Below are 25952 nucleotides of genomic sequence, written 5' to 3' on the forward strand. Positions count from 1 at the left end.
CTGCCTTGTCCGACCTTTCATGAGGCTGTTCGTGGAGTGTCGTTTTCGGGTGAGGCAGTATCAGCGTTGCCGATCGCGGTACTTGGTCCGTTACTGCTTCGTGGCGAAGCTGCCGGCGTCGTCCTCGGTGAGGATGTCCAGTTTGACCAGGCGTTTCAGCGTGGCGCGGGTGCCTTCGATGTTCTTCGGCAGTAGTTCGTGGTCGAGGGCATCGCAGATGTCGCGGGCGCGGAGGGGGCCGGTGGCCTCGTTGAAGACGGCGAGGATGCGGGGGTAGTCCGGGTGCTCGGGCAGGTCCGGCGAGGCGGTTTGGGTAGGGATCCGGTCGGCGAGGGCGGTGACGGTCTTTCGGGTGATCGCGAGGTGCTCGAGGTGGGTCTCGGCCTCCCGTAGTCGGGCCTGTAGCTCTTCGGCTTGGGTTCGGAGGTCGTCGGTCAGGGTCCGGGCTGCGTCTTCCTGGACATCCAGTGCTTCGAGCAGGGGCTGGATGTTCATGCGGTCACGGCCTGCGGGTCGCGCCAGGTGGGGGTGATCGTGCCGGTGAGCCGGCGGGTCATGGTGTGGGTCATCGCCCAGTAGACGCGGGAGGCGGAGGAGGCCGGGTGGTGTTCGTAGTCACGGACCAGGCGCCGGTGCAGTATCAGGATCCCGTAGGTCTGCTCGACCCTCCACCGGATCGGCTGCGGGACGAACCCCCTGTCCTGCAGGTTGCGTTCAACAATCTCGACATCGATACCCATGCCGGAGCCGTGCACGACGACCTGCTTCTTGAAGCCCTGATCGACGAGCGCCTTGCTGACAGTGCCGCCGGTGCGTTCGGCGACCTGGTCCAGCAGGGCGATACCCGCGGCGTTGTCATGCGTGCTGGCGGCGAGCACGATGACGGCGATGACCAGGCCCAGAACATCCACCGCCAGTGCCCGCTTGCGGCCCGGCACCCGTTTCGCCGGGTCCCGCCCGGTCGTGGTGGCGGGGACCCCGGCGGCGACGTGGATGCTCTGCGTGTCCAGCACTACCAGGGTCGGGTCCTCTAATCGGCGGGCTCTCTCACGTACCTGGCAGCGCAGGAGTTCATGGATGACCTGGTCGGTCCCGTCGTCGCGCCACGCGGCGAAGTAGTAGTACGTCGCACTCTTCGGCGGCAGGTCGTGCGGGAGGTAGGCCCACTGGCAGCCGGTCCGGCCCTGGTAGAGAATCGCGTTCACGATCTCCCGCATCGCGTAGGCGCCCTGGTGACCGCTGACCGAACGGTGCCGGTCCTTCCACGCCGTGATCACCGGCTCGATCAACGACCACTGCCCGTCCGACAAGTCGCTCGGGTACGGCTTGCGTTCACTCACCCCGCCACCCCAGCAGACCAACGGCCACGGACCAGCAGATTCCGCCCCCACCCACACCATCAGGTGACGGCAGAACGCATCAATGACTCACAAACCGCCCTCTGAGAGATCGCCGGTGTGGGTCGTTCGCCCACCCTATGATCACGCTGACCCGATCAGCGGGCCGGATCCAAGGGGCGGGGCAGTGGGCAGAGCTGTGGGGAACCGATGCGGGGCCGTCACGCTGGGCGTGGGGATCGTGCTCGGTGTGGGCGCCTGCGGGGGCGGCGAGGAGCCGGCCGAACACGCGGCGGCGAAGCCGCGGGTGGTCGAACGTGTCCTTAGTCAGCGAGAGTTGGAGCACCTGGTCCTGCCCGGCGGCACGAAGCTCGGCAGCGGCACGCGTGGGGTGGGCAACGGAACGCTGAAGGCCGTCTCGCACCACGCCACCCGTCCAGCAGCTTGCGTGCCCGTGCTCGCCGCCACCGATGGTGCGAGCGAGCACGCACCCACGGGCAGCGTGACCCGCATGATGCTTGACCAGGACGGCCTGGTCATCAACCTGGCTGCGTACCAGGGGCAGGACGCCTCCCGCGTCATGGCAGAACTGCGGACCGCGCTGCGCACGTGCCGGAAGTTCCCCGTTGCGGGGACCGGCGGCGTGACTTGGTCCGGTATCCGGTCGACGCGCCAACTCGGGGAAGGCGACCAGGAGATGGCGTTCCGTGGTGAGGTGCAGATGGGTTCCGCGAAGGGCGATCCGATCGTGCCGAATGAGGTGCACGTCATCCGCGTAGGCACGACGATCGCGACGTTCACGTCGCAGAACGTCACCGCGACGGCGGCCTCGCCTGTCGTGCCCCGGGACGTGGTGCATCGCCAGGTCACCGCGCTCATGGCCTTGTCGGCAGGTTGATTCCGGTGGTCCGGATTGGGTAACGACGAATCGGTGTGAGGGCTTGCCCACGACGTCCCGGGCTTGCCCACCGCCCCCGAGGCTTGCCCAACCCGCTGACCTAGAACAACGGCCGACGGGTTCACGTACCGGCATGGGGCGCATCCACTGGCCTGACATGGCTGACCGAGCCCGGGACATCGCGCCCGGCTACGGGAGCTGCGGTGGATGTCCTCGTAGCGATGCTGCGTCCGCTCGATGATCTGAGTGCGGGGTAGTTCCGGAACCGGCGGTTCCATCGGGGCCGGTTCCGGCACGGTCGGCTCCGTCTCCTGCTCGGCGTGTTTGCGCAGGCAGTCTGTCCTGTCGCATTCCACTTGGCAGGAGGAGAGGTCCTGGCCTGCAGGGGTGCCAGGTGGTGTGAAAATGCGGTCCGGCGCCATTCTCAAATGAGTTGGCCTCCGCGGAACGGTCACGCGGTCAGCACGGATCCCGGTTCAACGGGGTCATTCCACCAGACGAAGAACTCGGTGCTCGGCTGGCGCTCAGAGAACCAGCCCGACGGGGAGACTTCCCGCAGCAGTCGACGAAGGTCTGCCTCGAATTCGTCACCGCGCGGGCCGAACAGGTGCGGAGCCGAGAACGACATCGAGAACACCCCCGCGACGACGGCGTCAGCTGTGCGTTCCAGCGGCTGTCCGCCGGGAACGACTTGGCGCTGCGGACCGGAGAAACCCGCCCGGGCGAGCACGGCGGTCTCACCGCCAGGTGTTCCCTGCGGCAGCACGCCCCGGCCGGCTCGTCGGACCGGTCCGAGGTAGTGCCTGACGAGCTCCTCGATCGCGGTATAGGGCACCGCCGGATGTGGAAGACCGTCGACGGTTCGGGACTCCGTTTTCAAGTCCGCGATGTGCACCAGCGCCCCTCCGGGCTGGAGCATGTCCCTGGTGGTCGCCGCCACCAGGACGCGATCCATCCAGTGGAAGGACTGCCCGAAGGTCGCAACGGTGAACGTTCCAAGTCCTGCGGGCAGATCCTCGGCCCGGGCCTGGACCCACTGTGCTTTCCCAGTGATTCCTTGCTCAGCGGCTTCGCGCGTCGCTTCGGCGATCATCCCACTGTCCGGATCCACGCCGACGATCTCGCTGAACAAGTGAGCCAGGCTCAGGGCGAGTGTGCCCGGTCCGCATCCCACGTCGATGAGGCGTCCTCGCCCGTCGAGTTTCAGAACCTTGGCGAGCACGTTCGTCAGTCCGGGGGCGTAAGGGAGCCTCCCGCGCTGGTAGTAGCTGGCCGTGCCCGAGAACAATGTGTCGTCCCATTCCCAGTCGGCAGCCATATCCACCTACCACCCTTCACAGAGATCACGTGCCTATCCGGCGGCCCGATGATTCCACGGCTTGATCGGGTTGAGGAATTGATCCAGGCCGTGGGGCAGGCGGCTGGCAGAGGTGCCGGTAGAGGGGGTCCTGGGTTCCGAGGGTGGTGTAGATCCGCGCGAATCGTCGGCTCAGCTCGGCGGTCGTCGCCAGGTAGAGCTCTTTGGGGTCGAGGGCGGTTGTGGGCGGGTTGAGGATCAGGTGCGTCAGCACCACGATCTCGGGGAACGCCGCGAGGTGACTGCGGTCCTCAGCCGAGATCTTCTTGCTGACGGCGAGAGCTTCGACGCGGTCGAGGCGATCGGTCCACTCCTTCCCGAGGTCGATCGGCATGCCGGAGGCGGACCAGTCCTCGACGACTTTCCGCGCCATGTCGAGGGCCCGGCTGGTCTGCCGGTGACGGAGGTGCGCTCGGTGACCACCGACTACTCGGACGCTCAGGCCGCGGCCGTCACACGCCGCGTGCTGGAGGGCGACACCGCCGACCGCGCTGGTCTACGACAGCGACGTGACGGCCGTCGCCGGGGTCGCCGCCGCGACGGAACTGGGCTTCTCCGTGCCGGGCGATGTGTCGGTCGTCGCCTGGGAGGACTCCGCGCTGTGCCGCATGGTCACGCCCTGGCTGTCGGCGCTCTCCCGCGACACGGTGGAGTTCGGCCGCACCGCGGCCCAGGAGCTGACGGCGCTCCTGGACGGCGGTCCGGCGCGGACGGTGCAGGTTCCGGTGCCCCGGTTGATCGAGCGGGACAGTACGGGGCCCTGCGGGGTGTGAACCGGCAGGAGAGGGCGGCGGACGTCAGCCGTGCCGGTTCAGCGGGTGAGGGTCAGCCGCGCAGGTTCAGCGCGCGGGAGTCAGCATGTCGGTTCATTGGTCGGAGGACTGAAGGTTCAAGGCTGACAGCTCTCGACGCGACACCCCACCCCAGGGCAGAGTGCTCCTCGTAACACCTGACGAGTACGACCACGAGGACGACCACGCGTACGTCCCGACGACAACAAGGAGCGCCCGTGACCACCTGGCTCGGCCGGACCGCGACCGAGATCGCAGCAGCCGTACGCGAGAAGCGCGCCACTCCCCGGGAGGTGGTGGCCGAGCATCTCGCGCGCATCGAACGGCTCGACGGGCGCGTCGGAGCCTTCCGTACGGTCCGGGCGGACGCGGCACTCGCCGAGGCGGACGAGGTGGCGACCCGGTCCGACCTGGCCGAACTCCCCCTCGCGGGTGTGCCCGTGGCCGTGAAGGACAACCTCGCCGTGCGCGGCGAGTCCACCCGTGTCGGCTCCGCCGCGACCCCGGACACGCCCGCCACCGACGACCACGTCACCGTGGCCCGACTACGGGCGGCGGGCGCGGTGGTCGTGGGGCTGACCAACGTGCCCGAGCTCTGCGTCTTCGGCACGACGGAGGGCGTGCTCGGCACCACTCGCAACCCTTGGGACGCCTCGCGCACAGCGGGCGGTTCGTCGGGTGGCAGCGCGGCGGCGGTCGCCGCTGGCATGGTGCCGATCGCCCTCGGCAACGACGGCATGGGCTCCCTGCGGATACCGGCGGCCAACTGCGGCCTGGTCACCATCAAGCCGGGGCACGGGGTCGTGCCCGCGGGCATCAGCGACGGTGACTGGTTCGGCATGTCCGAGAACGGGCCGCTCGCGACGACGGTCGAGGACGCCCGCCTGATGTTCTCGGTCCTCGCGGACACCGAGGTCGTACGCCCGGACGACACCGTCACGCGCAAAGTCGCCGTCTCGCTGCGCAGCCCGCTCGTCGGCGTGACCGTCGGCAAACCGTATACAACCGCGGTCCTGGAGGCCGCCGGGCTGCTGGCCGGGGTGGGTCACCAGGTGCGGCGCGCCGACCCGCCGTATCCGCTGTCGCTCGGTGTCACCTTGCTCCGGCACTGGACGGCGGGCGTGGCGGTGGACGCCAAGGATCTCGACCCACGTCTGTTGACACGGCGCACCCGGGTCCACGCGGCCGTGGGGCGCCTTTTCGTGAACGGGGTCCGTGGGGGCACCGGCCGGGAGCAGCTGCGCCGGCGCCTGGACCCCTTCTTCGCCGAGCACGACGTCCTGCTCACTCCGGCGCTCGCCCGGCGCTCGCCGAAGGCCGGGTCCTGGCACGAGCGGGGCTGGCTGCGCAATGTGCTGGCCAACACGAACTACACACCGCTGACGCCGCCGTGGAACCTCACCGGCTGGCCCGCGATGTCGGTGCCGTTCGGCACGCTGCCCTCGGGCGCCCCCTGCGCCGTACAGCTGGTGGGACGCCCGGGGTCGGAGGCGGCGCTGCTGGAGCTTGCGGAGGAGCTGGAGAAGCTGCGTCCGTGGCAGCGGACGGCGCCGCTCGGCTGAAGCGCGAGGAACGCTGTTGGGGTGCGAGGTGCTCGGTCGGAGCACGCGGAACTCGGCTAGAGAGCGCGGTACATGATGTGCAGCCCGACGCGTCCGTGGCGTGCGTGGTCGTACGCGTCCGGTACGGTGCCCAGGATCGTGAAGCCGGAGGACGCCGTGACGCTGCGGCAGGCCGACGACGCGGGCAAGGTCGTCGGCCTGGACGCCGGGGTCATGGAGGACTGGCGCACGGTCCTGGAACTGGTGGCGGCTCACCATGCGCGACTCGGGGCCGTCGACTGACGGCACTCGCGACTCAGAGCTATCGCCTGACGGCGTTCAGGGCTGGGGACTGTTGACTGACGGCCCGTCATGAGACCGTACGCGGATGACGTCGCCGTACGGGATCGAAGGCAGGGCCGCCATCGTCACCGGAGCCTCGCGCGGGATCGGCCTTGCCGTCGCCGAGGCGCTCGCCGCTGCCGGAGCCCGGGTGTGCGTGACCGCTCGGGATCCCGAGGGGGTGGGCCGGGCCGCCGAGCGGGTCGGCGGTATCGGGCTCGCCGGTTCGGTGGCCGACCCCGCTCATCTGCGGGAGTTGACCGAGCTGGCGCTGCGGGAGTTCGGGCGCATCGACGTCGTGGTGAACAACGCGGCGACCAACCAGCCGTATGGCCCTCTCATGGACGCCGACCCGGACCGCTGGCGCGAGGCGTTCACGGTCAACGTCGAGGCCCCGCTGCGGCTGGTGCAGTGCGTGTGGCGGGGGTGGACGCGCGAGCACGGCGGGGCCGTCGTGAACATCTGCACGGAGGGCGCCGGGCATGTGGGGCCTCATGTGGGCGCGTACGGCACCGGGAGCACCGACTCGAACCGAACCCGGGACACCGCCTCCAGCACGGACTTCCGCAGCCCACCGCCTTCAGCGTCAGCCCACTCGACATCGACCAGCCCCAGATCCATCGCCACCCCCGGCTCCGCGTACCTGCCGAAAACGACCGTGACAGGTACCGCGAGAACCGGACCAGGAAAATGAGATCAAACCCCACGTACGGGGCAAACGCCGCCGCTCATCGCGCGGCGCAATGAGAATCCGACAGCTTCAGTGCGACAGGACACAGTCGCGGGTTGCTGGTGTCAGGTCTTCTCCACTGCGGCAGACAGGTTCTGCAGCAGGTGCCATCTGTCGGCGACTTCGAGGGAGCTGGGGGTGGCTTCCTTGATCGACTTGGTGTAGGCGGTGGCACGGTCGGGGCAGATGATCTCCGCACCGGGATGATCCTTGAGCCAGGCCGCGAATGTCTGCGAGGCGCGGTCGGGCAGCACGTCCACGACCCGGCCGGCCTCGACGTCGACCAGGACCGTGCCGTAGGTGCAGCCCCTGCGGAAGGCGAACTATGAGGCCCGGTCACCCGAAGGCCGGGGTGCCGTCGGCTCGTCGGTGGAGCGCAGCAGGCGCAGGAACGCCTTCACGCCCGCGATGATTTCCTGGTTGTCGGTGAGGCGGTTCACCGTGGACTCGAACTCCCTGCCCAGCGCGGAGATCCTGCGGTTCGCCTCCTCGGTCCGCTCGTACGTGCTCATGGCCAGCGCGTCCACGGTGCGGCGCAGTTCGGCGAGGGCTCGGTACTGTTCCTCCGCCTTCTCCTCCAGGACCCGCGTCCCGGCCGCGGCGCGGTTCAGCCGGGCATGCAGCTCAACGACGTCGTCCCGCGGATACGTGACGTCCCTCAGGAGGGTGCCCAGGCGCCGCCGGAGCTGGCCGAAGTAAGCGCTGGCCGGACGGAAGAAGGTGCTCAGCAGGAAGAATGCGGCGAACCAGTAACCCGTGAACTCGCCCGTCGCCCAGGTGACCGCCAAGACAACGGCCGCCGTCAGGACGTGACCCGCGACCGCCGCCCGGAGCATCGTACGGGCGATGCGCGCGGCCTCGGCATCCCGGGCCGGGGAGACCTCCATGCCCTTCTCACGGCTTACCGCGATCTCGGCGAGCACCGCATGCGCGCGGAAGTACAGGTTCCAGGGCAGCGTGAGCAGGAGCAGCAGCCACAGAAGGCTCAGCACGCCCGCCCCGACGGCGAATACCACTGCGGGCGGTGTCCCCACCACGTATGCGAAGACCAGCGCTGCGGCCCCCGCCCCGACGGCCACCACCGCCCCCAGAAATCTGCCCATGCCCCCGCCTTCCGTCAGTACGCCGACACAGCCCATGGTCCCTGGCGCGGTGCGGGGCGGCATGAGTAGACGTACTCAGTGGAGCGTGCGGAGCGGCAGTGTTCGCCAGTCGTCGATACGGGTGGTCACGGCCGGTTCCCAGATTGGGAACAGGCTGGCGGCGAAGACTTCGAGCGTGATGAGGAAGACCGCGAAGGACGCCGGGACACCCCCGATCGAAACGCCCGCCGATCCGCCTCGGGGAGATCAAGACCAGTCGAATCGTCAACCGCCCGCGGGAGCTGCACGAGTTGGGCGGGGATCCGGCGTACGAGCGCTTCCCTGCCTCGGAGGAGCTACTCGTGTGGAGCACGCGCAGACGTGGGCCGGGAAGCTGAAGCAGCCGAAGGACAGCCTGGTCAACCTGTGGGCGGGGCCGTGGTGCTGCGCGCGAAGTTGTGGCAGTACTTACGCGAGCAGGCCGACGCCGGACAGCTGAAGCCGAGCCCCGCCCCGTCCGCAGCTCAGCCTGACTGGCCGCACTGTGGCCACGGCACCACCCCGGAGGACCCCGTCGCTTGCTCATGAGGGAGGACCCGGTGGCGCCAGGCGGCCCGCAGCGCAGACAGCGCCCTTCTTCCCTACCCGGCGGTCATGGGCAGGTCAATGGCATGGGCTGACAGGGCGAACTGCAGGAGCTCCCGGTCAGGCCTCCGTCGGGAAGCTGAGGCCGTGGCTATCGTCGGACTATTCCCCACCTCCACCTACCGGGATGGACATGAACAAGGCTCAGCTCGTCGAAGCGATTGCTGACAAGCTCGGTGGGCAGCAGCAGGCCGCCCACGCGGTCGATGCGGTCCTCGACGCCATGGTCCGCGCAGTTGTCGCGGGCGAACGGGTGTCGGTCGCCGGAATCGGCAGCTTCGAAAGGCTTGACCGGACCGCTCGTAACGCATGCAAGCCGCAGACCGGCGAGCGCGCGCCCGCCAAGAAGAGTGCCGATTGAAATCCGGCGACGCCCTAGATCTATTTCCTCGGGGCGGCACCGACCCCGGCCCTGACCGCCGAGCTCCCGCTGTGGAAGCTCCGGCTGATGATGCACAACGCGGGCCGCCGGCGCGGTATCAACGAGGACGCCGAGCGTCTGCACACGCTGTTCCGGCAGGCGGCCGCGCGCCGGCCGGCGGCGGTGGAAGAGGCCATGGGCATCCAGGCCAAGGCCCTGTTGGTCCAGTTGAATGCCGTCTGCAAGGCCGTCGACGAGCTGGCCGAGGCGGTGGAGCGGGCCTTCCGCACTCACCCCGACGCGCCGATCATGCTCAGCTTTCCCGGCATCGGACCTGGGGCCGGCGCACGGCTCTGGCCGAGATCGGCGACGACCGCACCCGATTTGGCACCGCCGGCGGCCTGAATGCATACGCCGGCGCGGCCCCGATCACCCTGGCCTCGGGCAAACGCAAGTACGTCGGGCGCCGGTTTGTGAAGAACAACCGGCTCAATCACGCCGGATACCTGTGGGCCTTCGCCACCCTCACCCACTCGCCAGGTGCCAACGCCCACTATCGGCGCCGACGCAAGACCGGGGACTGGCACGCACAGGCCCTGCGCCATCTGTTCGACCGTATGCTCGGACAGCTCCACCGCTGCCTGCTGCACCGATGCGACTTTGATGAAGGCACGGCGTTTCCCTCACCCGCCGTCGGCTGACCTAGCCTCAGAAGTCGATGTCCCATGCTTCGTAGCCCTCCAGCCCAATGGTCAGTAGGGACGGCACCAGTGCGTGGAGGTACCAGCCCACGTCGGTGAAGTCGGACGAGCCGGACAGCTTCCGCGTGTTGATGGTCGGGATGAAACTGCAGGCTGTGCGGCGCGGGAGGAAGAGGAGCTGACCGCCCGTTTCCGCTTGCGCGTGGTAGACGCAGAGGGCGACGTGGTAATCCGTGTTCGCGGGCGAGTCCAGGAGGGTCAGAACTTCTTCCGCGCGGTCGGTGGTGGTGGACAGCCAGTCGTACGAGTCGTCGTTGTCGTTCACTACGTACGAGAGGCCAAGAGGCTCCTCAAGCGACCACCCCGTGGTCGCCAGGGCGTCGACGGTGGACCGGACCGTGACCTCGCGCGTGAACGTGAAGTCGATGTCTGCGCTCCTGGACGACACGGAGGGCTCCTGGGTGAGGTGGTCAGTGGCACCGCATCGTCGCCGACGACGCGGAGGGCTGTCGATCGATTTGACGGCTTGGCCGCATGAGGTCATAGAAGGCAGGACCTCGGCCACACGTGGTGACAACTGGTTCGTTGTGGGCCCCGGCCCTCGTGCGGCACCTGGCCGATCTGGTGGCGTTCGTGCGGCTGCTGCGGGGTGCCGACGACCGGTTCACGGACGAAGTCCGCCACGGCCCTCAATCGTTGGCGCAGAGCGCATTCACCGAGCGCGGCAGGTGCGTCGATGAGGTGCTCAGGTCCCGAGGAGCGGAGCGCCGATGGGCATGGGGAACTGAGATTGCTCAGCGCCGGCAGCAACTCGACCGGGAGATCTACGTGCTTCGCCCCCCGTGCTGCTGTGCAGCGCGGGGGCCGAAGGGGTGTCGTCCTCGCTCCGACTCAGGTCACTGGATTCCGGTGGTTCTGGTCACCATGCGTTGATGACCGGCGCGTCGGGTTCGTGCTGCCGCCAGGCCTTGTTGAGGCGCGCGAGCCGGTCCGCGGCGGCGATGCCGCGCAGGGACGCGACCTTGCCGTCGCTGACTTCGAACGCCACGGCGCCCACGACCCGGTCGTCGACCACGGCGAGGACGGCCGGGGAGCCGTTGACCAGCGCGATATGGATCGCGGGCGAGCCGCCGGCCAGCCGCCGCTTCGCCGGCGTGGGCTTGAAGCCGGCCCGCACGTAGGAGGCGACCCGCTCGCGCGTCTTGTACCGCAACAGCCGCTTGCCCAGTCCGGCGCCGTCCGAGACCGCCGTCACGTCGTCGGTGAGCAGCGCCACCAGCCGTTCGGTGCGCCCCGACGTGGCGGCGGCGAGGAATTCCTTGACGACCCGGCGCGCGGCCGCGGGGTCGGCCTCGCCGCCGCGGCGGCGCTCGGCGGCGACCCGGATCCGGGCTCGGTGGACATGCTGCTGGCTCGCGGATTCGGTGATGTCGAGGATCCCGGCGATCTCGGCATGGCTGTACGAGAAGGCCTCACGCAGGACATAGACGGCCCGCTCGACCGGCGAGAGGCGCTCCAAGAGGGTCAGTACGGCCAAGGACACCGATTCGCGCTGCTCGAAGGTGTCGGCCGGGCCGAGCATCGGGTCGCCCTCGAGGAGCGGCTCGGGCAGCCAGACACCGGCCACTCGCTCGTGGCGCGCCTGCGCCGACCGGAGCCGGTCGAGGCAGAGATTGGTGACGACCTTGGTCAGCCACGCTTCCGGCACCTCGACCCTTTCGCGGTCTGCGGCCAGCCAGCGCAGGAACGTGTCCTGCACGGTGTCCTCGGCGTCGGCGGCCGAGCCGAGCAGACGGTACGCGAGCGAGGCCAGCCGGCCCCGGCTGGCCTCGAACCGATCTATGGCTGCGCTGTCCATCCACTGATCTTCGCAGGGAATCCCGGCCTTCCGGCCGGGGAATGCGATCCTGGGCCCGAAGCCGCGAAGCGGCGGAGTTCCCTGCGAGGACTGGCGCGAAGCGCTAGACCGGGCGCTTCTGGTTCTCGATGTACTCCTTGACGATGCTCAACGGTGCGCCACCGCAGGAGCCCGCGAAGTATGAGGGCGACCAGAGGACGGACCCCGTGCCGATCCGGTTGATCCGGCCGGTGTACTCGGCCCGCAGATACCGGGAGCTGACGCCCTTGAGACTGTTCACCAGCTTGGAAAGGGCAACCTTCGGTGGGTAGTGCACGAGCAGGTGGACGTGGTCGCCCTCCCCGTTGAACTCGCGAAGCTCGGCCTCGAAGGATTGGCACACGTCCCGCATGATCGCTTCGCAGCGCGTCAGCATCTCGTCATCGAAGACGCCACGGCGGTACTTGGTGATAAACACCAAGTGAACGTGCAGGTTGTAGATGACATGGTTTCCTCGACGGATGTCGGGATCCGGCTCCCAGCGCGGTGACATCCACCAAGTCTGACACATGGTAAGGTGATCTCCGAACCCGACTGAAAAGGGGGTGGGCTGATGATCCGTGCGTACAAGTTCCTCATGAGGCCCACCGTGGGCCAGGCCCAAGCCCTCGGCGAGATGCTGCGGGATCACTGCTCGCTCTACAACGGAGCCTTGCAGGAGCGCCGTGACGCCTACCGGCACGTCTCGAAGACCTCGATCAAGTACGGGATGCAGTCCGCTCAGCTCAAGGACATTCGTACCTTCGATCCCGATCGTCAGGGCCGCTGGTCGTTCTCCAGTCAGCAGGCCACCCTGCGGCGTCTCGACAAGGCATTCCAGGCGTTCTTCCGGCGGATCAAGTCCGGTGACGCCCCCGGCCACCCGAGGTTCCGGGGCGCCAACTGGTTCGACACGGTTGAGTTTCCGAGGGACGGGGACGGCTGCTGTTGGGATTCCACTCCGCATGATCCGGTTACTCGCGTCCGGCTCCAGGGCGTCGGGCACGTCAAGGTCAACCAGCACCGAGCCGTGATCGGCAAGGTCAAGACGATCTCTGTGAAGCGTGAAGGCCGGAAGTGGTTCGTCGTGCTCACCGCCGAGCAGGACCGGCCCGAGCCGCTTCCCGCGACCGGCAGCGTCGTCGGTATCGACTTGGGCATAGCCAACTTCCTCGCCGACTCGGGCGGCGGCTTCGTCCAGAATCCCCGCCACGGCCGGTGCGCTGCTGACAAGCTCGAAGCCGCCCAGCGGGCGCTGTGCCGGTTCCCTCGTGTCCGCCGGGACAAGCGCACGCGCAACCATCAGCGCGCGGTGGAGAAGGTCGCCGGCCTGCACGGCAAGGTGCGTCGCCAACGGCTCGACCACGCGCACAAGACCGCGCTCGGCCTGGTCCGGGCGCACGACTTCATCGCGCACGAAGACCTCAAGATCCGCAACATGAGCAAGACTCCCGCGCCGAAGCCGGACCCCGACCAGGCCGGCGTGTTCCTGTCCAACGGGGCCGCAGCCAAGGCCGGGCTGAACCGCTCGATAGCTGACGCCGGTTGGGGGGTGTTCCTGACGATCCTGACGAGCAAGGCTGAGAGTGCCGACCGGGAGGTGATCGCTGTGGACCCCCGCAACACCTCCAGGCGGTGCCCCGCATGCGGGCTCACCGCGAAGGAGAACCGGCCCACCCAGGAGAAGTTCCACTGCGTAGGCTGCGGCTACCTGGCGCACGCTGACACGGTGGGAGCCATCAACGTTCTACGGGCCGGGCTGGCCCGTCGCGAGGCCAAACCGGCTTAGCGAGAAGCCCCGTCATTTATGGCGAGGAGGAGTCACTCGGAACAGCCTATGCGGCGACCGTCACACCGGCCCGGTCAGGCGCGGTGGCCAGACGGCGCTTGCGCTTCGGCATGCCGAAGGTCGGGTGGGCGATGCTCCACCCGGCCCCCTTGAGCACGCCCGACTTGAGCCGCGCGGCGGTCCGGCCGCCCAGATACCAGGACTTCGACCGGACGTCCCCGTCCACCATCTGGAAGATTGCGTCCCGCCGCCCGAGGCTGATGTGGTTGCCGTGGTACTTCAGGCCGGTGGTCGGGACCTTGCTGTTCGTCAGGCGCGCGATGATCGCGGCGGTCGCCTGCATGTTGGTGAAGCCGGCCGAGGCGCAGGACATCGGCAGCGGCCGGCCGTTCTCGCCGATCGCGTAGGCGCAGTCACCGGCGGCGTAGACGTCCGGGTGCGAGACCGAGCGCATGGTGCGGTCGACGACGATCTGGCCGGTCTCGGCGACCTCCAGGCCGCTGGCGGCCGCGATGGGGTGCACGGCGAACCCGGCCGACCACACGGTCACGTCGGCCGGGATGGACGCACCGTCGGCGGCGATCGCCCGTGTCGGCTCGACGGCTTCGATGCCGGTGTGCTCGTGGACGGTGATGCCGAGCCGGTCGAAGGCCTGGCGCAGGTGATGGCGGGCCTTCGGGGAGAGCCAGGCGCCCAGCTCGCCGCGGGCGGCGAGCGCGACCGAGAGGTCGGGCCGGGACTCGGCGAACTCGGTGGCGGTCTCGATGCCGGTCAACCCCTCACCGACGACCAGCACGGTGCCGCCCTCGCCCAGGCCCGCCAGGCGCTCGCGCAGACGCAGCGCCGAGGACCGGCCGGTCACATCGAAGGCGTACTCGGCCACGCCGGGAACGCCATGGTGGGCTACGGAGCTGCCGAGCGCGTAGAGAAGCGTGTCGTACGCGAGTTCGCCGTCGCCGTCCTCGCCGGTCACGGCGACGGTCCTGCGCTCGGGGTCGACGCCGGTGACGCGCGCCAGGCGCAGCCGCACCCCGGTGCCCGCGAATACGTCGGCGAGCTTGCGGAACGCGAGGTCCTGGCCGATCGCGAGCTGGTGGAGCCGCATCCGCTCAACGAAGTCGGGCACGGCGTTGACGACGGTGATCTCGGTGTCGGCGGGGGAGAGCCGGCGGGCCAGGTTTCCGGCGGCGAAGGCCCCGGCGTATCCGGCGCCAAGTACGACGATGCGGTGCTTCATGGCGTTGCTCCTGTCTCGTTCGCGTGCCCTTTGAACGAGACGGCGCCCCGATTGCTGACAGGAGCCTGGTGTGACGCGGGTCACCGAACTAAGAGGGGCGGCTGAGCCTCCGACAGACGCCGGCGCCGTCGTGGCGGTGGTGGCCGCGACGACGGATGTGCGCGGGCGATCGGCTTCTCGTCGTTCGGGGTGCTCGTGTACTACACCGTCGCCATCGTCTCTGCCTGGACCCTGGCCTCGGAAGAAGGCCGCCCCGCACGGGTCATTCCCGGTCCTTGGGCTGGCCGGCTGCCTGATCCTGGCTTTCGTCCTGCCCGTCTCCTCGGTGATCTCCGGGGCCGCGGTGCCGGCGCTTGGTGCTGTCGCCTACGGCATAGGGCGCGGTCTCGCGGCCCGCGCCTGACCGTGTCCGGCCGCGCTCGTATTCGCTGCGGTCAGCCGGTCAGCCGGTCAGCCGGTCAGCACGGTGCGGCGGGAGCGGGTCAGCACCCGGCGGCCGAGAACGATGGCGATCAGTCCCAACGGGACGGCCGCAATGGCTCCGACGAGGCCGTTGCCGGTGCCGGGACCGCCGCTGGAGGTGGCCAGGTGCAGCACCGCGAGGACCGTGCCTGCCAGCCCCGCCGCCATGGCCGACATGGCGCCGGTGCGCGCGTTGCCGGTGCTGATCCGGCCGGCGGCGCGGGCCAGGGCCAGCCAGCCGATGGCCACGCCGACCAGCCCTACCCCGAGGGCCAGGTTGGCGCCGGTCCGCCCGTCGCCGATGACTCCGCCCTCGGCAGCCGCCATCAAAACGTCTGATGCGTTCATGCCTCTCTCCTTCTTCTCGCAGGACAATCCCAGGGTTTCGCTGTGACTTGAGCATGTCCGCAGACCGCACCGCCGGTCGTCCCGTAGACGCAGTCACTTTGCGCTGCCGCCGATGCCGCAGACGCCTGCTGCGGATGCGGCAGAAGCCGCCCGGATACTGCGGGCGCGGTAGCCGGCCGCTCGTCCACGAGCGGGACTTGCCCGCAGCGACACCCGGTTAAGGTGCGCGCATGGACAAAGGACGGTTCGGCGTCCCGGCCGGTGTCAGAGACTGGGCGATCGCCCTCGGTGTGGCGGCCCTGCTGCTGGGCACCGGGCTGTCGAAAGAGCGCCCCGGCACGGACCCCGACATGCTCGGCTACGCGCTGCTGGCAGCCGGCGGCCTCGCGCTGGCCGCGCGTCGCCGCGCTCCGCTGACCGTCCTGGCCGTCACCGGGCTGTGTGCGGTGGGGTATCAGGCGGTGGGTTTCGACGTGCTCGCCGTCTCGTACCTGGTTGCGGTGTACGGCGCGGTGCGGGCCGGGCACCGGGCCGTCACGGTGGCGGCGTCCGTGACCATGCTGGTCGTTCTTCTCCTCACTGCCCTGGTCTTCCACGATGGGCCTGCGGGCGAGGCGTTGGCGCAGGCCCGACACGTCCTGGAGGTTGCCTGGTTGATCGCCGCGTTTGCCGCGGGGGAGGCGCTGCGGCAGGCCGAGCAACGGGCGGACGAAGCCGAGCGCACCCGGGAGGAGACCGCGCGGCGCCGTGCGGATGAGGAGCGGCTGCACATCGCGCGGGAGCTGCATGATTCGCTCACCCACCAGATCTCGATCATCAAGGTGCAGTCTGAAGTCGCCGTCCACGTGGCCCGCAGGCGGGGCGAACAGGTACCCGAGGCCCTGCTGGCGATCCAGGAGGCCGGACGTGAGGCGACCCGGGAGCTGCGCGCCACTCTGGAGGCGCTGCGCGATGACGACACCACCCCGCCCCGCGGGCTCGACCACATTCCGGAGCTGGTGGAGCAGGCAAACAGGGCGGGCCTTGAAGCCACGCTGACGATCGAGGGAGAGCGCACCGACGTGCCGGCCGCGGTGGGCCGGACCGCCTACCGGATCGTTCAGGAGGCGCTGACCAACATCGCCCGGCATGCCTGTGCCCCGACCGCGTCGGTCCGCATCGACTACCGGGCCGACTCACTCGCCATCCAGATCGATGACGACGGCAAGGCCACGCCGGATACGGTGCCGAGGCCCGGCCTGGGGCTGCTCGGCATGCGCGAACGCGTCACCGCCCTCGGCGGCCGGCTGCGCGCGCAGCCGCGCAGCGAGCGCGGCTTCACCGTCCAGGCCGAACTCCCCGTGGAGCGAGCGTCGTGATCCGTGTCCTGCTCGTCGACGACCAGCCGCTCATTCGCAGCGGATTCCGTGCACTCCTCGACCTTGAAGACGACATCGAGGTGGTGGCCGAGGCAGCCGACGGCGAGCAGGGCCTGGCGCTGACCAAGCAGCACCTGCCCGATGTTGTGCTGATCGACATCCAGATGCCGGTCGTCGACGGCATCGAGACCACGCGGCGCATCGCCGCGGACCCGGCGCTTGCCCCGGTGCACGTCGTCATCCTCACCAACTACGGCATGGACGAGTACGTCCTGGACGCGCTGCGCGCCGGCGCCGCCGGTTTCCTCGTCAAGGACATCGTGCCGGACGACTTTGTGCACGCTGTGCGTGTCGCCGCCCGCGGTGACGCGCTGCTCGCGCCGTCCATCACCCGCAAGCTGATCAACCAGTACGTCACCCAGCCGCTCGTCGCCGACACCGGACTGGACGAGCTGACCAGCCGCGAACGCGAGGCCGTCACCTTGGTCGCGCAGGGTCTGTCCAACGACCAGATCGCCGCCCGCATGGTGATCAGTCCAGTGACCGCGAAGACCCACATCAACCGGGCCATGACCAAACTCCACGCCCGCGACCGCGCCCAACTCGTGGTACTCGCCTACGAATCCGGCCTGGTGACTCCGCGCAACTCCTGACATCCATCCCTGATCTTCGCGGGGAATCCCGGCCTTCAGGCCGGGCGGGAATGCGATCCCTGGCCCGGAGGCGTGGAGCGCCGGAGTTCTCTGCGTTGTCAGTGGCGCCAGCTATGTTGACCGGACTGACCCAAAAGGGGGGGTGGGCTGGATGATTCGTGCGTACAAGTTCCTGATGCGGCCCACCACGGGCCAGCAGATCGCGCTTGGCGAGATGCTGCGGGATCACTGCTCGCTCTACAACGGGGCGTTACAGGAGCGACGGGATGCCTACCGGCATGTATCGAGGACCACCGTCCGGTACGGGATGCAGTCCGGGCAGTTGAAGGACATTAGGGCGTTCGATCCTGAGCGTCAGGGGCGCTGGTCGTTCTCCTCGCAGCAGGCGACGCTGCGCCGGCTGGACAAAGCGTTCGCCGCGTTCTTCCGCCGGATCAAGTCCGGTCAGACGCCCGGCTGTCCGCGCTTTCGTTCGGTGAGCTGGTTCGGCATGGTGGAGTTCCCGAAGGACGGGGACGGCTGTCGGTGGGACTCCACCCCGCACGACCCTGTCACCCGCGTGCGGCTGCAAGGGGTCGGGCATGTCAGGGTTAACCAGCACCGTGCGGTGGTCGGCAGGGTCAAGACCGTCTCGGTCAAGCGTGAGGGCCGCAAGTGGTTCGTCGTGCTGACCGCCGAACAGGAGCAGGCCGAACCGCTCCCGACGACCGGCAGCGTGGTCGGTATCGACCTGGGCATAGCCAACTTCCTTGCCGACTCGGGCGGCGAGTTCGTCTCCAACCCGCGCCACGGCCACCGCGCTGCTGCGAAACTCGAAGCCGCACAGCAGGCCCTGTCCAGGTTCCCGCGCCGCAAGGCCAAGGACCGCACCAGGAACCACCAGCGCGCAGTGGACCAGGTCGCCCGGTTGCACGGCAAGGTCCGTCGCCAGCGGCTCGACCACGCGCACAAGACCGCGCTCGACCTGGTCCGGGCGCACGATGTCATCGCGCACGAAGACCTCGAGATCCGCAACATGAGCAGGGCCCCCGCACCGAAGCCCGACCCCGAGCAGGCGGGCGCATTCCTGCCCAATGGGGCAGCGGCGAAGGCTGGACTCAACCGCAGCATTGCCGACGCCGGATGGGGGGTGTTCCTGACGATCCTGTACGCCAAGGCTGAAAGCGCCGGACGGGAAGTGATCGCCGTGGACCCCCGCAACACCTCCCGGACCTGCCCCGAATGCGGGCACGTCTCCAAGGAGAACCGGCCCACACAGGAGACCTTCCTCTGCCAGTCGTGCGGACACACGGCGCACGCCGACACAGTGGGAGCACTCAATGTTCTACGGGCCGGGCTGGTCCGTCGCAACGCCCACACGGCATAGCGAGAAGCCCCGTCCCTTCAGGGCGGGGAGGAGCCACCGGCGTACCAACGGCTGTGGAGGCGCCTCAGCGCAGCGTCGCGTACACGATGAGGTTGTCCACCGGGTGGCCCTGGGCGTCGAATGCGCCGTCGCATGTGATGAGGCGGAGGACGCGGTCGTCGGTCGCGCCGTACACCTTCTTCGTGGGGAACGCCTTCTTGCTCACGGATTCCGTGCCGGTGACGGTGAAGTGGGCCACCTGACCTCGCTCGTTGCGGATGACGATGTCCGCGCCCTTGCCGATCTTCTTCAGATCGTGGAAGACGGCCCTGCCGAATCGGGTGTCGTTGTGCCCGATGACCACGGCTGCTCCGCGCTCGCCGGGGATCGCGCCTCCCGTGTACCAGCCTGCTGTCATGCCCTTCTCCGCCGGTGGGACTTCTACGGTGCCGTCCGTGTTGAGGCCGAGTCGCATCAGGGAACTCGTCACGCCGATCGAGGGGATGGCCACTTGGGTGGGAGCCGCGGGTTGTTCGGCCCTGGGGGTGACGGAGAAGCCGGACGGCGGCGTGGTGGCGGAGCGGTGCGAGGGGGCGTGGGCTGGTTCCTCCGCGGCGTGGGTCATGCAGCCGGTGAGTGGTGCGAGAGCGAGGACGAGGGCAAGGCAGACGTGCGTCGGGTGTGCGGCGGATCGCCGCAGCCGGTGGTGCGTACGGGGCATGTGGGTTCCAGTGCGGAGAGGAGGTGCGGGAACAGGCAGTGGCGCCGCCCCTCAGGGTGGCGCCACTGCTGGTGGTCAGCCGTTGCGGTGCGCGGCCGCGCGGCGGCGCAGTACGAGGGTGCCCGCGCCCGCCAGGACGAACGCGGCAGCGGCCGAGCCCGCGAGGGCAGTGGTGTTGTCGCTCGTCGTTCCCAACGGGCGCTCGCCCGCGGCCACTCCGCCACGGGGCTCGGCGGAGTCGCGCTTCGAGGGACGGGCCGGGACCGCACTGGGCCGGTCGCCCGCGGCCACGCCGCCACGGGGCGCCGCCGACGGCGCCTCGCCCCGGGTGGGCTTGCCCGCATCGGTTCCCCTGGCGGGCGCCGGGGTCCGCTCGGTGGCGGCCACCGAAGGCTTGGGCTTTGCGTCGGAGGCGACCGATGCGACGGCCGTGGCCGACGGGACGAGTACCGCGCCCGCCGCGACAGCGGTCAGGACGGCGGTGCGCAAGGACATTCGGGGACGGTGGGACATACATGGCTCCAGTTCCAGCCCGGCTTTGGTGGTGCCTGGACGCCGATTCGCACCAGGCGCCGGACATGCCGTCAGCCTGGCGGGACCTTGTGAAGAAGCTGTCAGAGCGCTGTGGTCATCGCATCAGCCCGGATGACCGATGGACGATCCCCGACGGTCCGCGCCCTCTGGTTGCCGGCCCGGGACCTGCACCGGCTCGCTCGCTGGCCGGCCTGCCGGCAGCCGTAGCGTGAAGACCGAGCCTTCCCCTTGCGTACTCACCGCGCTCGCGCCGCCACCATGCGCCTCGGCGAGCTTCCTGACGATCGCCAGGCCGAGACCGCTGCCGCCGGTGCGGCGGGTCCGGGATTTCTCGGCTCGCCAGAAGCGGTCGAAGACGTACGGGAGGTCCTCGGCCGAGATACCGGTTCCCGTGTCGGCGACGTCCACGACCACCTCGTCACCCGACTCGGTGCCGTACGCGCACAGGGTCACGCGTCCCCCCGACGGCGTGTGACGCACCGCGTTGGACACCAGGTTGTCGATGGCCTGCCGCAGTCGCACCGGGTCGGCGGTCAGTTCGGGGGACGGGGATCCGGGCGCCGGCCTGCGTACCGTCAGGGTGACACCGGCCGTTTCGGCCCGGGCCCGGTGCGCCGCGGTGATCTGTCCGAGGAGGTCGAGGATCCGTACCGGCTCCGGGTGCAGACGCAGCGCGCCCGCGTCGGCCGCGGCCAGGTCCTGGAGGTCGTCGATGATGTGCTGCAGCTGGACCGCTTCCTCCAGGAGTGAGGAGATGAACGCCGGCTCGGGGTCGGCCAGGCCGTCCTGTGCGGCCTCCAGCCAGCCGCGGATGTTGCTCAGCGGGGTACGCAGCTCGTGGGCGACATCGCTGACCATCATCTTGCGCTGTTCCTCGAGGCGCGCACGGTGCGCCGTCATGTCGTTGAAGGCTGCGGCCAGGCGCCCGATCTCGTTGTCATCGGCGACCAGTACGGCCGCCGATTCCTCACCGTCCCGCATCCGCTGGGCGGCCCCCGTGAGCGCCCGCAGCGGACGTACGAGCCGGGCCCCGGCCAGCACCGAAGCACCGACGGTGAGGGCGAGGACGAGGGCGGCGACGCCTGCGATCCGAGCAGTGTTCGCCGGTGAGAGGTCGAAACCGGGCACGGTGGCGCCGTTCGCGTCCCCGATGAACAGCAGCGCGGGCGAGGCGACATACGAGCTCAACTGCTCGTGGCGGGCGGTGCCCACGCACGACGCGATGGCCCGGTCGGCGTCACTGCTCCGGACGGCCGGTACGGGTGTGGGGGCGGAGGACCGGCGGACCGGTGCCGCGCTCGGCTCAGGCTTGCTTCCCTGGTCCCAGGAGAGGTCCAGCCGCAGGTGGACGACCGTCCGGCCCTGGCGGTCCAGACAGGCATTGGCCAGCTTGTTGAGCGTGCCGAGCGCCTTCTTCTCGGTCCTGGTGGGTTCGTCCAGTGCGTCGGTGCTGCATCTGGTGCCCAGGATGCGGTCGGGATCGTTGCCCACGATCTGGATGCGAGGGCGCCCGCTAGGCCCCTCGACGACGTCCGAGGCGATCCCTACATCATTGAGACACGACACGACTTCGTCGGCGGCTCGGCGCAACTGCGTACGTTCCGCCGTCGGCAACCGGAACGGCCCGACGGCCCGCGGGTCGACGCGGTCGGCCGCTGTGTCGCTCGTACCGGCGGTCTGCGCCGCGAGCGCGGTGTCCACAGACAGCGGGTCGACGATCGCGGAGGCCTGCGTGGGCAACGCCGGCGGCGAGGACCTGGCCGCGGAGTCGGCGATGACCTCCCGGTTCTGGGTGGTCAGTGCGATCCGGCGATCCGACTGGCGGGCCAGATCACGCACCGTCGCCCCGACGTCGTCCCATCGGGGGTGGCCCGCCGCGAAGCCGAGCAGTTCGTTGTAGATCCGGGCGTCGGCGGTCAGGTTCTGGCCCTGCTCCTGCTTGATCGCGCCGGAGGTGGTCTGGACGGCGAGCCATGCGGTGGCCGCCACCGAACAGGCCGCCACCAGCACCGATACGGCAAGCAGTCGTCCGAGCAGGCTCTTGCGGAGCGGCAGCCGCTGCGGGTCCCACGGCCGGCCACGCCGGTCCTTCCGGCTACGACGAGGCACGCGGCGCCCTCTTGGTGGCCGGGTCGGTCAGCTTGTAACCCACGCCGAAGACGGTGAGCAGCCGGGTCGGCTTGCGCGGCGCGGGCTCGATCTTCTTGCGCAGGTTCATGATGTGCACGTCGACCGTGCGGTTGCTGATGTACCGGTCGAAGCCGTGCAGTTCCTCCAGGAGCCGCTGTCTGCTGAAGACCCGCTCGGGTTCGGCGGCCATCGCGGCGAGGATACGGAACTCGCCGGGGGTGCACTCCACGTACGCCCCGTCGACCGACACCTCGTACCGGACGGGGTCGACCCGGAGCGCGCCCACGGACAGCACCTCGTCGGTGGCGCCGGTGGCGGGGGGCGCATCCGGTGTCCGGCGGGTGCGGCGCAGGAGCGTACGGACCCGGGCCATCAGCTCACGCGGGCTGTACGGCTTGGTCATGTAGTCGTCGGCGCCGAGGTCGAGGCCGAGCAGCAGATCGTCCTCGGTGGTGCGGGCCGTCAGCATCAGGACGGGCAGTTCCCGGCGCTCGGCACGCAGCACACGCAGCACGTCCAGACCGTCCGCCCGCTCCATCATCACATCGAGAACAAGTAGGTCGGGCTCTTTGTCTTTGTGCCGCACCTCGTCGAGCGCGGCGAGCCCGTCCCCGACGACCGTGACCGCGTGGCCCTCGTGTTCGAGGTAACGGCGTACGAGTTCGGCCTGCTTCTCGTCGTCTTCGGCGACTATCACGTTTGCGCACACGAGGTCGATCGTAGGCGAGTGCGGGGTGCGGTCCGGTGGGCGAGCCCGCGCGGGGGATGCCTCCCGCCAGCGGGGTGTTGTCGTGCGGGTCGACGGGGTACTCCTCGGAGCGCAGTAGCCGGACGGTCCCAGCGCGCCTGCCCGCTGACGCTCACCCAGTTGAGACTGGCGTTGGCGCAGAGCTTTCCCGAAACAAAGGCCCAAGGTGTTCGGACAAGTTGCCGGCGGCCCAGCTCGACCACGAGGTGGCCGAAGGTCTCAGGCGGAAGCAGGGTCGGCTTCGAGGGCGCGATAGAGGCGTCGGTCCAGATTCCCCCGCGGTCCTGCTCCACGTCGTTCTCCCGGGCTTCCGAGAGTGCCGAGCGCTGGGCCCGCGACTACCTGTCCAGAATCCGCTCCAAGAGCACCTCCTCGCACGCCCGCCAGCACGTCAACGGCCTCGCCAAGGTCGCGGAGACCCTGCGCGCTCCTCGACGCCGAGCGCACCCGTCGGGTGGTCGGCTCGGTCCACGTCCCTTTCGGCACCTGCTCCGAGCCCTCGAACGTCGCCGCCGGTGGAGGCACCTGCCCGCTGCGCGGGCTGCGACCACTTCGCCACCGACGCCTCCTACCTCCCCGAACTCCGTGCTACCTCGACGGCCTGCTACGTACAGGGGGAGAAGCTGCGGTCGATGACCGAGGGTTACGACTGGGCCCGCGCCGAGGTCACCCCGTCCGAGGGGGATCGCCCGCGTCCGGCGCCTGGTCCGTCGTGTGAGTGGGTGGGTTGGTGTCGGTGGGTTGGGTGTCATCCGTGTGGTGAGGGATATCAGCGCGCCGCTGCGCGGGCTTTGTCGCTTGTGTCGCCCTCCCGTGACCGGGTCTTGGCACGCCAGGTAGTGGTGCGTCGTCTGCTCGCTCTGGATGAGTCCGGCAAGCTGGCGTCTGTGCATGTGCGGATCGCCGCCGATACGGCGGGGGCCTGTGTATGTACGGTGTGGCGCTGGCTGGCCGTGGCCCTTGCGTCGGGGTGTGCTGAGACGACGTCGCTGCGGCGTGGTGGTTTCGCGTTCACCAACGAGTTATGGGCCCAACTGTCTGACCTGGGCGGAAACGTAGCGGCGCTCCACCGGCAGCTGCATGTTCTTACGTGGCGCCTGCTATGTCGGAAATCGAACTTGGTCGCGGTGGTGGTTTCCCTGTCTGGGGGAGGGCGTTGGCGTGAACTCGATTCCCTGCTCGTGCGGACAGGGATTGACGGGGCCGTGAGAGTCGCCCGGAGATGTGAGACGAATGGAGCCCGATGTGACAGCGCCTTCCCAGACGGGGGGTCGGCAGGGTCCGGCTGAGGATGCGGTCCTGGTGCTGGAGTCGCGAGGTGATCCGCAGCAGTTTGCCGAACTGTATGACCGGTATGCGCCGGACATCCACCGGTACGTTGCCAGGCGTCTGGGGGACTGGCTGGCGGATGACGTGACGGCGGAGACCTTCCTGGTCGCGTTTCGTCGGCGGTATCGCTTCGACCCGGCCCGGGGGAGCGTTCGCCCGTGGCTGTACGGGATCGCCAGCAATCTGATCGCCGGGCACCGGCGATCAGAGGTGATGCAGTACCGGGTGCTGGCCAGGACAGCCGTAGACCCGGTGGTTGTGGACTACCACGACAGCACGGACAGCCGGGTCGCCGCCGCGGCAGTTAGCCGCCAGCTCGCCGCCGCGCTCGCTCATCTCTCCACAGGTGACCGGGATGTGCTGCTGCTGATCGCGTGGGAGTCCTTGTCCTACGACGAAGTGGCCCAGGCGCTGGGCATCCCTATCGGGACGGTCCGCTCCCGGTTGAACCGCGCGCGCAAGAAGGCACGGAAAGCACTCGGTGGCTTTGACCCCACCACGGCATGCGAGGAGTTCACCCGTGGATGAAATGACACTGCTGCGGCAGATGCGTGCCGAAATGCCCCGCCCGGACAGGGGCCGGCTGGTGACAGGCCGGGAACGGCTGCTGACAGCGATCAGTCAGGAAGCAGCCGAGCATCGCGCTCCTTCGATCCGGCAGCCTTCCGAAAGGAATGACATGACCTTCAACAAAGAGCGAGACGCCGACGCGTCACCGCTCACCGAAGGCGCCCGCCTCCGCTCCCGTACTGGTCGCCGACCGGTGCTGCGCATGGCTCTGGCAGCCGCCGCTGCCGTCGCCGTCGCTGCTACCGGGGTGAGCGTCCTCGACGACAGCGCCCCGGGCACCGTCGCATCGCCGGCCGTTGACTCGCCCCGCATGCAGCCGGTCAACGCAGCAACCGTGCTCAATGCCGCTGCCGTACGTGAGCGTGAACATGAGAAGGCCGTTGCCCCGCGCGGCGATCAGTTCATCTACACGAAAGAGACCGTGAAGGAGACAGAGCGCAAGTCCGGCACGACTAAGTCCTATGTGGACGAGAACTGGAAGTCGGTGAACGGCTCCCAGCGCTCGTGGGTCATGGAGATCGGCAAGGGCTGGTGGGCTCCGCCGGCAAAGCGCCACGAGAAAGTCTGGCCGCCGGCCGACTGGGGCTCCCTCGCAAAGCTGCCCACTGATCCGGAAAAGCTGATCCTTGCCGTGCGGACGCCGGACGGCCCGCCCAAGACACAGCCGAAGTCGGTTGCCGAAATCAAGAGGGAGGAATGGCCGGACATCCACTTCGCGCTGGCCGGTCTGCTCTACCGGACACCGGTAATGCCCGAGGGGCTGCGGCCTGCCGCCTTCGAGGCACTCGCCATGATCCCAGGCATTACTGCCACCCCCGGCGTGAAGGACGCCAAGGGGCGGGCTGGTATCGCGGTCTCCTACAAGGATGACAGCCAGGAATGGACCTGGGGCACGGTATTCATCTTCGCCAAGGACACGCACGAGTTCCTCGGCTTCAAGAGCACCCGAACCTCCGACAGCGGCGGCGGGAAGACCTACGACCAGCTCTCCTCCCTCGACAGCTACGCCGTCGTGGACAAGGTCAAGCAGCGCCCGTAGTCATAGCCGCTGGTCGAGGTGCCGGGAG

24 protein-coding genes and 6 pseudogenes are annotated in these 25952 nt (G+C 69.1%); 14 read left to right on the forward strand and 16 right to left on the reverse strand.

Translation table 11 applies throughout. From position 1 onward, the window contains the following. Window positions 1–90 precede the first annotated feature (90 nt). Window positions 91–495, reverse strand: a complete 405-nt coding sequence (locus OHA03_RS34190) for a hypothetical protein (protein WP_267007541.1) — start codon at window positions 493–495, stop codon at window positions 91–93. Continuing rightward, on the reverse strand, window positions 492–1340 hold the full coding sequence (locus OHA03_RS34195) for an IS5 family transposase (RefSeq protein ID WP_267007542.1): 849 nt from the start codon (window positions 1338–1340) through the stop codon (window positions 492–494). The genes OHA03_RS34190 and OHA03_RS34195 overlap by 4 nt, the downstream gene beginning before the upstream one ends. A gap of 184 nt (window positions 1341–1524) precedes the next feature. Between OHA03_RS34195 and OHA03_RS34200 the strand changes: the two genes are divergently transcribed. Beyond that, window positions 1525–2235, forward strand: a complete 711-nt coding sequence (locus tag OHA03_RS34200; protein ID WP_267007543.1) for a hypothetical protein — start codon at window positions 1525–1527, stop codon at window positions 2233–2235. A 451-nt stretch (window positions 2236–2686) separates the two neighbouring features. On the opposite strand, the gene OHA03_RS34205 is transcribed toward OHA03_RS34200, so the two are convergent. Together OHA03_RS34205 and OHA03_RS34210 are read right to left on the reverse strand one after the other, a co-directional pair. Continuing rightward, entirely contained in the window at window positions 2687–3553 is an 867-nt protein-coding gene (locus tag OHA03_RS34205; protein ID WP_267007544.1) for a class I SAM-dependent methyltransferase, read from the reverse strand. Window positions 3554–3578: 25 nt separating this feature from the next. After that, window positions 3579–3965: a hypothetical protein gene (locus tag OHA03_RS34210; RefSeq protein WP_267007545.1), complete on the reverse strand. Its 387-nt coding sequence runs from the start codon at window positions 3963–3965 to the stop codon at window positions 3579–3581. A 24-nt stretch (window positions 3966–3989) separates the two neighbouring features. Between OHA03_RS34210 and OHA03_RS34215 the strand changes: the two are divergent. Then, window positions 3990–4365, forward strand: a pseudogene (locus tag OHA03_RS34215) (substrate-binding domain-containing protein); the annotation flags it as partial. 236 nt (window positions 4366–4601) lie between these two features. Beyond that, window positions 4602–5945 (forward strand): amidase, encoded by a 1344-nt coding sequence (locus tag OHA03_RS34220; RefSeq protein ID WP_267007546.1) that lies wholly within the window; start codon window positions 4602–4604, stop codon window positions 5943–5945. 56 nt (window positions 5946–6001) lie between these two features. On the opposite strand, the pseudogene OHA03_RS34225 reads toward OHA03_RS34220, so the two are convergent. Then, a pseudogene (locus OHA03_RS34225) lies at window positions 6002–6097 on the reverse strand (GNAT family N-acetyltransferase); the annotation flags it as partial. On the opposite strand from OHA03_RS34225, the gene OHA03_RS34230 reads away from it, so the two are divergent. Next, window positions 6084–6227 (forward strand): hypothetical protein, encoded by a 144-nt coding sequence (locus tag OHA03_RS34230; RefSeq protein ID WP_267008290.1) that lies wholly within the window; start codon window positions 6084–6086, stop codon window positions 6225–6227. The pseudogene OHA03_RS34225 and the gene OHA03_RS34230 sit on opposite strands and share 14 nt — an antisense overlap. 85 nt (window positions 6228–6312) lie before the next feature. Then, on the forward strand, window positions 6313–6960 hold the full coding sequence (locus OHA03_RS34235) for an SDR family NAD(P)-dependent oxidoreductase (protein ID WP_267007547.1): 648 nt from the start codon (window positions 6313–6315) through the stop codon (window positions 6958–6960). Window positions 6961–7061: 101 nt separating this feature from the next. Here the strand turns inward: OHA03_RS34235 and OHA03_RS34240 are convergent. Together OHA03_RS34240 and OHA03_RS34245 are read right to left on the reverse strand one after the other, a co-directional pair. Further along, window positions 7062–7307: pseudogene (locus OHA03_RS34240) on the reverse strand (transposase); the annotation flags it as partial. A gap of 12 nt (window positions 7308–7319) precedes the next feature. Further along, entirely contained in the window at window positions 7320–8099 is a 780-nt protein-coding gene (locus tag OHA03_RS34245) for a hypothetical protein (RefSeq protein ID WP_267007548.1), read from the reverse strand. A 757-nt stretch (window positions 8100–8856) separates the two neighbouring features. On the opposite strand from OHA03_RS34245, the pseudogene OHA03_RS34250 reads away from it, so the two are divergent. Together OHA03_RS34250 and OHA03_RS34255 are read left to right on the forward strand one after the other, a co-directional pair. Further along, window positions 8857–9092, forward strand: a pseudogene (locus OHA03_RS34250) (HU family DNA-binding protein); the annotation flags it as partial. A 28-nt stretch (window positions 9093–9120) separates the two neighbouring features. Beyond that, window positions 9121–9785 (forward strand): annotated as a pseudogene (locus OHA03_RS34255) (transposase); the annotation flags it as partial. A gap of 7 nt (window positions 9786–9792) precedes the next feature. Here the strand turns inward: OHA03_RS34255 and OHA03_RS34260 are convergent. From OHA03_RS34260 to tnpA, 3 genes are all read right to left on the reverse strand, one after another. After that, window positions 9793–10233 (reverse strand): hypothetical protein, encoded by a 441-nt coding sequence (locus OHA03_RS34260; RefSeq protein ID WP_267007549.1) that lies wholly within the window; start codon window positions 10231–10233, stop codon window positions 9793–9795. 471 nt (window positions 10234–10704) lie between these two features. Next, complete coding sequence (locus OHA03_RS34265; RefSeq protein ID WP_267007550.1) at window positions 10705–11643, reverse strand: sigma-70 family RNA polymerase sigma factor; 939 nt, start codon at window positions 11641–11643, stop codon at window positions 10705–10707. Between the two features lie 103 nt (window positions 11644–11746). Then, window positions 11747–12175, reverse strand: coding sequence for an IS200/IS605 family transposase (gene tnpA, locus OHA03_RS34270; protein ID WP_267007551.1), 429 nt, complete (start codon window positions 12173–12175; stop codon window positions 11747–11749). 60 nt (window positions 12176–12235) lie between these two features. Between tnpA and OHA03_RS34275 the strand changes: the two genes are divergently transcribed. Beyond that, window positions 12236–13450: a transposase gene (locus OHA03_RS34275; protein ID WP_267007552.1), complete on the forward strand. Its 1215-nt coding sequence runs from the start codon at window positions 12236–12238 to the stop codon at window positions 13448–13450. A gap of 46 nt (window positions 13451–13496) precedes the next feature. Here OHA03_RS34275 and OHA03_RS34280 read toward each other — a convergent pair whose 3' ends face one another. Next, the gene (locus tag OHA03_RS34280; RefSeq protein WP_267007553.1) at window positions 13497–14687 is read right to left on the reverse strand and encodes an NAD(P)/FAD-dependent oxidoreductase; all 1191 of its coding nucleotides are present in this window, start codon (window positions 14685–14687) and stop codon (window positions 13497–13499) included. Window positions 14688–14808: 121 nt separating this feature from the next. Here OHA03_RS34280 and OHA03_RS34285 point away from each other — a divergent pair. Then, window positions 14809–15090 (forward strand): annotated as a pseudogene (locus OHA03_RS34285) (amino acid permease); the annotation flags it as partial. Between the two features lie 47 nt (window positions 15091–15137). Here the strand turns inward: OHA03_RS34285 and OHA03_RS34290 are convergent. Then, window positions 15138–15497 (reverse strand): DUF6223 family protein, encoded by a 360-nt coding sequence (locus tag OHA03_RS34290; RefSeq protein ID WP_267007554.1) that lies wholly within the window; start codon window positions 15495–15497, stop codon window positions 15138–15140. Window positions 15498–15727: 230 nt separating this feature from the next. Between OHA03_RS34290 and OHA03_RS34295 the strand changes: the two genes are divergently transcribed. The 3 genes from OHA03_RS34295 to OHA03_RS34305 all read left to right on the forward strand — a co-directional run bounded on the left by OHA03_RS34295 (window position 15728) and on the right by OHA03_RS34305 (window position 18874). After that, on the forward strand, window positions 15728–16855 hold the full coding sequence (locus OHA03_RS34295; protein WP_267007555.1) for a sensor histidine kinase: 1128 nt from the start codon (window positions 15728–15730) through the stop codon (window positions 16853–16855). Then, complete coding sequence (locus tag OHA03_RS34300; RefSeq protein WP_267007556.1) at window positions 16852–17508, forward strand: response regulator transcription factor; 657 nt, start codon at window positions 16852–16854, stop codon at window positions 17506–17508. Before OHA03_RS34295 ends, OHA03_RS34300 begins: the two co-directional genes overlap by 4 nt. Window positions 17509–17659: 151 nt before the next feature. Further along, on the forward strand, window positions 17660–18874 hold the full coding sequence (locus OHA03_RS34305; RefSeq protein ID WP_267007557.1) for a transposase: 1215 nt from the start codon (window positions 17660–17662) through the stop codon (window positions 18872–18874). A gap of 64 nt (window positions 18875–18938) precedes the next feature. On the opposite strand, the gene OHA03_RS34310 is transcribed toward OHA03_RS34305, so the two are convergent. The 4 genes from OHA03_RS34310 to OHA03_RS34325 form a co-directional block, all read right to left on the reverse strand. After that, window positions 18939–19574, reverse strand: coding sequence for a class F sortase (locus OHA03_RS34310; RefSeq protein ID WP_267007558.1), 636 nt, complete (start codon window positions 19572–19574; stop codon window positions 18939–18941). A 75-nt stretch (window positions 19575–19649) separates the two neighbouring features. After that, complete coding sequence (locus tag OHA03_RS34315; protein WP_267007559.1) at window positions 19650–20087, reverse strand: hypothetical protein; 438 nt, start codon at window positions 20085–20087, stop codon at window positions 19650–19652. Between the two features lie 123 nt (window positions 20088–20210). Beyond that, window positions 20211–22217, reverse strand: a complete 2007-nt coding sequence (locus tag OHA03_RS34320) for a cell wall metabolism sensor histidine kinase WalK (protein ID WP_267007560.1) — start codon at window positions 22215–22217, stop codon at window positions 20211–20213. Then, entirely contained in the window at window positions 22204–22947 is a 744-nt protein-coding gene (locus tag OHA03_RS34325; RefSeq protein ID WP_267007561.1) for a response regulator transcription factor, read from the reverse strand. The genes OHA03_RS34320 and OHA03_RS34325 overlap by 14 nt, the downstream gene beginning before the upstream one ends. A 1272-nt stretch (window positions 22948–24219) precedes the next feature. On the opposite strand from OHA03_RS34325, the gene OHA03_RS34330 reads away from it, so the two are divergent. Next, window positions 24220–24843 (forward strand): RNA polymerase sigma factor, encoded by a 624-nt coding sequence (locus OHA03_RS34330; RefSeq protein WP_267007562.1) that lies wholly within the window; start codon window positions 24220–24222, stop codon window positions 24841–24843. Between the two features lie 31 nt (window positions 24844–24874). Further along, window positions 24875–25924 carry a CU044_5270 family protein gene (locus tag OHA03_RS34335; RefSeq protein ID WP_267008262.1) on the forward strand — a complete coding sequence of 350 codons (1050 nt, stop codon included), beginning with the start codon at window positions 24875–24877 and terminating at the stop codon, window positions 25922–25924. Window positions 25925–25952 lie beyond the last annotated feature (28 nt).

The sequence above is a fragment of the Streptomyces sp. NBC_00154 genome (genome assembly GCF_026342835.1).
GTDB lineage: Bacteria > Actinomycetota > Actinomycetes > Streptomycetales > Streptomycetaceae > Streptomyces.